This window comes from Mitsuaria sp. TWR114, assembly GCF_007997345.1.
This window is the reverse complement of record NZ_VOSR01000182.1, coordinates 1-4,115: the sequence shown is the minus strand read 5'-3', so window position 1 is coordinate 4,115 and position 4,115 is coordinate 1. Positions and strand designations below refer to the sequence as shown.

The window sequence follows — 4,115 nt, the reverse complement described above, 5'->3', positions numbered from 1 at the left end:
CGGGCAGCCGGCGCGCCGGGACCAAGCCCTTCCAGATCGAGGGCTTGAACGCGGACAGCGGCGAGTGGGAGCTGCCGCACCCGGGCCAGCGCTACGGCGAGTTCCAGGCGGGGCTGCAGATGGCCAACCGCAGCGGCGCGCTCAACGAGATCGAGTACTCGGAGTTCGTGCAGAAGATCCAGGGTTTCGCGGACGGCATCGGCGCGATGCCGGAGTTCCCCGACATGCTGGACGTGGTGGCGCGGGCGCGCGAGCTCGACCAGTTCGCGGCCAGCCACGACGCGCAGCTGGCGATCGTGCTGCGCGCCCGGGGCGCGGCCTGGACGCTGGGCTTCGTGCAGCAGGGCGCGCTGCGCCACGGCTTCGTGCCGGGCGCGATGCCGGGCCGGCTGGTGCTGCCCTCGGCCGAGGAGGGCGCGCCGCCGCTGCTGACGCTCAACTTCGATGCGCAGGCGGCGCTGGCGGACGACCCGCAGGCCTCGTCGCTGCGCGAGCTGACGCTGTCGCTGGACGTGCTGCAAACGCCGGAGGCGCTGGAGCCCTTCGCCACCTGGCAGGAATCGGCGCGCAACCTGGCGCGCGACTTCGAGGCCGACATCTGCGACGACCGCAACCAGGTCCTGAACCTGCACGCGTTCCAGTCCATCGGGCAGGAACTGGCGGAGCTCTACAAGTCGCTGGCCGCGCGCGACCTCGCGGCAGGCAGTCCGGTGGCGCGGCGGCTGTTCAGCTGAATCCGGCCAGCTGATTCCGGCGGTTCTCGCCGACGACGAAGACGGGCGCCCTCGGGCGCCGTTTGCATGGGAGCGCCGCATGGCGGCGTCGCGCACAAGTTCGAGTGGGCGTGACTGCGCGTTCTTCTAGGCATGGACTCGGTTGGCAGGGATTTCGGTCATCGTGTGACGGACGCGCGATCGGCACAGTGGTGGACCTCTGTGTTGATGGACGCGCTCGGTAACGAGGCGCTGTGAAGCAATGGAAGTTCAAGGACTCGCGGCCGCAAAACCACGCCCGTGGCTGGTCGCCAGCGGCTGCAACGCGCTCACGTTGCCCAATGACCCCGCCCCTGAGGTCGACCAGCGCGTTTTCTTCATTGCCGCGACATATGGGACCCGGGCGCAACTGGCAGCCTTGCTCAAGGTGCAACCTGAAGCCGTTGCGGCGCTGGAAGAGGCTCGACAGTTGTTCAGCATCCTGGATGCGTCGCGACCCCAACCCTTGTATGGCCTCTTCCAAGGGTTGGAGGGCGTGGCGGGGATGCCGCTGAGCCAAGTACTGGGAGCCTTCTACCGGGCCATCGACGCGGGGACCGCCTTCATGGGCAATCGTGATATCGCATCGTTCTTTCGAACGCCCACCCGCATGCTCGCCTGGACAACGCCGCTGGAGGTACTGCTTGGACATCGTCTCTATGACGTCATGCCCGACCCCGAGGCGTCATGGCTCATGCTCCAGCCGGACCAGTTCCGGCTGGGCGCCGTCCTGGGCGCGGTGAAGGACGAGCTGCAGCATCGGAGGACTTGATGCAACTTGCGAACCCCTCATTCCGCGTCCCTCCGTTCAACGGTCGGGACCTCGACCTGGAGTTGGTGGATCCCGGCAGTGTCGGCGCTACGGGCATCTCGTGCACGGACTGAGCTACGAGTCCTTCCATCGGTACCAGGCGGGGCGGGTGTATGCGATCCGGCATTCGCGCAAGGACGATATGGGTTTGGCTGCGAGCGTTGACCGCCCCTACTTGGCGGACGATGCCGAGTTCCGCTCGTTCCTTCGTGCACACCCCTTCATTCGTCAAATGAGCGCCGATGGAACACTTGCTCCGCGACAAGGGTCCGTTGAAGTGGCTCAGCCTTAAGTCTTCGCCATGGTGGCGGACTCCGCTGCCACGGCCAGCAGGCGCCGCACCTCTTCATCCGTCGTCTGCTCGAAAGTCTCGTACCACTGCCCGACCGAGCGGAAGCGCTCCGGCGTCTGGCCGCAGACGACCTCGTCCGCGTCCTGCGAGATCAGGTGGCAGGTTTTAGCCGCCGAGACCGGCACCGCCACCACGATGCGTGCCGGTTGCATGTCGCGCAGCGCCTGCACCCCTGCGCGCATCGTGGCCCCGGTGGCCATGCCGTCGTCGACCAGGATCACCTGCCGACCCTCGATCGCCGGCATCGGCCGGTCGCCGCGGTAGAGCCTCTCGCGCCGGTGCAGCTCACGCATCTCCGCCCGCGTGACGATGTCGATGGCCGAGTAGCTGATCGCCAGCTGCTGGATCACCTGCGTGTTGAGCACCCGCACGTCCCCCGACGCGATCGCGCCCATCGCGTACTCGGGCTGGCCGGGCAGGCCGAGCTTGCGCACCACCAGGATGTCGAGCGGCGCGTCCAGCGCCCGCGCGATCTCCGCCGCCACCGGCACGCCACCGCGCGGCAGCGCCAGCACCGTCACGTCGTCCCGGTGCGCATAGGCGGCCAGCCGCAGCGCCAGTTCGCGTCCCGCGTCGCGCCGGTCAGCGAAGCGACGCCCCGCGGCCGTCGACGGCGCGGCATGCGTCGCCGCATCGGGCATCTCGGGGGGACGGGCGGACAGGCAGCATGGCGTGGGTCTCCGGGGTCATGGTGGTCTCGCAGGGACGCTGTTTCCATCCCCAGTTCAGAGCAAGCCGGGTGCCCGCCGCGGCCCGCCGGCTCGGGCGCGTCATTTGCCGCTCCGGCATTCCCAGGACGCTGCCCCGCCGAGGTCCCCATGCCGTCTCGAAGCTCTTCCTCCACGACCCGCACCACTCGCAAGGCGCCGCCGCGTGCGTCCGGTCGCTCCGGCGCGGGCGCGCGCCGCACGCGTGCCTCCAATGCCGACCATGCCGCGCACGGCAAGTCCTCGGGACGCGGCGCGGCGCGCGGCGACAGCGACGACGCGCCGGCCGCCCGGCGAGCGATCTGGAAGGGCGCCATCAGCTTCGGCCTGCTGCACGTGCCGGTGTCGCTGTATCCCGCCTCGCGCGACCAGCGCGTCGACTTCGACTGGCTGGACAAGCGCAGCATGGATCCCGTCGGCTACAAGCGCATCAACAAGCGCACCGGCAAGGACATCGACAAGACGCAGATCGTCAAGGGCGTGAAGCAGGACAACGGCGATTACGTCCTGGTCTCCGACGACGAGATCCGCAAGGCCTATCCCACCACCACGCAGACCATCGAGATCGAGACCTTCGTGCCGGCCACGCAGGTGTCCTTCGTCTACCTGGAGAAGCCGTACTACCTCGAGCCCATCGGCAAGTCCGGCAAGGTCTACGCGCTGCTGCGCGAGGCGATGTCGGACGCCGGCCTGATCGCGATCGCGCGGCTGGTGATCCACAGCAAGGAGCACCTGGCCGCGCTGCTGCCCGCCGGACCGGCGCTGATGATCGGCATGCTGCGCTGGGCCAACGAGATCCGCCCCTGCGACGACCTGAACCTGCCCGCCGAAGGCAAGTCCGCGCACGGCTTCAAGCCCAGCGAGCTGCAGATGGCCCGGCAGCTGATCGACGAGATGAGCAGCGACTGGCACCCCGAGGACTACCACGACGAGTTCACCGCCGCGATCCGCGAGCTGATCGCGCGCAAGGTCGAGGAGGGCGAGACTGAGACCGTCACGCCGCTCGAGGCCGCGCCCGAGGCCGGCGAGGAGGGGGGCAAGGTCGTCGACCTGACCGAGCTGCTCAAGCGCAGCCTGGGTGGCAAATCCAGGAAGAAGTCGGCCTGAGGCCGGCACCGATCCGCCATGCCGAGCGCCACCCGCCAGGACCCGCTGTCCCGCTACCGCCAGAAGCGGGACTTCCGCATCACGCCCGAGCCGGACGACACCGGCAGCGCCGAGTCGCCCAGGCGCACGACGACCTGGTCCAGCCCCACGCCCATCATCTCGGCCGCGGTCTGCGCCAGGATGGTGTAGCTGCCGGTGCCGATGTCGGTCATGTCGGTCTCGACGGTGACGATGCCGCGGCGGTCCAGCCGCACCCGCGCGGCCGACTTCATCACCAGGTTGTTGCGGAAGGCCGCCGCCACGCCCATCCCGACCAGCCAGCGGCCGCCGGGACCTTCGCGCCGCTGGCCCGGCGGCGTGCGCCGGTTCCAGCCGAAGCGCTCGGC

5 protein-coding genes are annotated in these 4,115 nt (G+C 69.3%); 3 read left to right on the top strand and 2 right to left on the bottom strand.

Going from position 1 to position 4,115, the window contains the following annotated elements:
• Together FUT87_RS28575 and FUT87_RS08475 are read left to right on the top strand one after the other, a co-directional pair.
• On the top strand, positions 1-734 hold a 734-nt coding region (locus FUT87_RS28575; RefSeq protein WP_186830429.1), incomplete at its 5' end, for a cell division protein FtsZ.
• A gap of 241 nt (positions 735-975) precedes the next feature.
• A complete protein-coding gene (locus tag FUT87_RS08475; RefSeq protein WP_147240736.1) occupies positions 976-1,524 on the top strand; it encodes a hypothetical protein in 549 nt (182 codons plus the stop codon).
• 327 nt (positions 1,525-1,851) lie between these two features.
• On the opposite strand, the gene FUT87_RS08470 is transcribed toward FUT87_RS08475, so the two are convergent.
• Positions 1,852-2,556 carry a phosphoribosyltransferase gene (locus FUT87_RS08470; protein ID WP_147240735.1) on the bottom strand — a complete coding sequence of 235 codons (705 nt, stop codon included), beginning with the start codon at positions 2,554-2,556 and terminating at the stop codon, positions 1,852-1,854.
• 177 nt (positions 2,557-2,733) lie between these two features.
• On the opposite strand from FUT87_RS08470, the gene FUT87_RS08465 reads away from it, so the two are divergent.
• Entirely contained in the window at positions 2,734-3,729 is a 996-nt protein-coding gene (locus FUT87_RS08465; RefSeq protein ID WP_147240734.1) for a Ku protein, read from the top strand.
• A gap of 53 nt (positions 3,730-3,782) precedes the next feature.
• On the opposite strand, the gene FUT87_RS08460 is transcribed toward FUT87_RS08465, so the two are convergent.
• Positions 3,783-4,115: molybdopterin cofactor-binding domain-containing protein (locus FUT87_RS08460; RefSeq protein ID WP_310735140.1), on the bottom strand; the 333-nt coding region annotated here is incomplete at its 5' end.

Bases quoted from the DNA above. Each gene is read 5' to 3' on its own strand.
- FUT87_RS08475 (WP_147240736.1), top strand. From the start codon at position 976: ATGGAAGTTCAAGGACTCGCGGCCGCAAAACCACGCCCGTGGCTGGTC.
- FUT87_RS08470 (WP_147240735.1), bottom strand. From the start codon at position 2,556: ATGCCCGATGCGGCGACGCATGCCGCGCCGTCGACGGCCGCGGGGCGT.
- FUT87_RS08465 (WP_147240734.1), top strand. From the start codon at position 2,734: ATGCCGTCTCGAAGCTCTTCCTCCACGACCCGCACCACTCGCAAGGCG.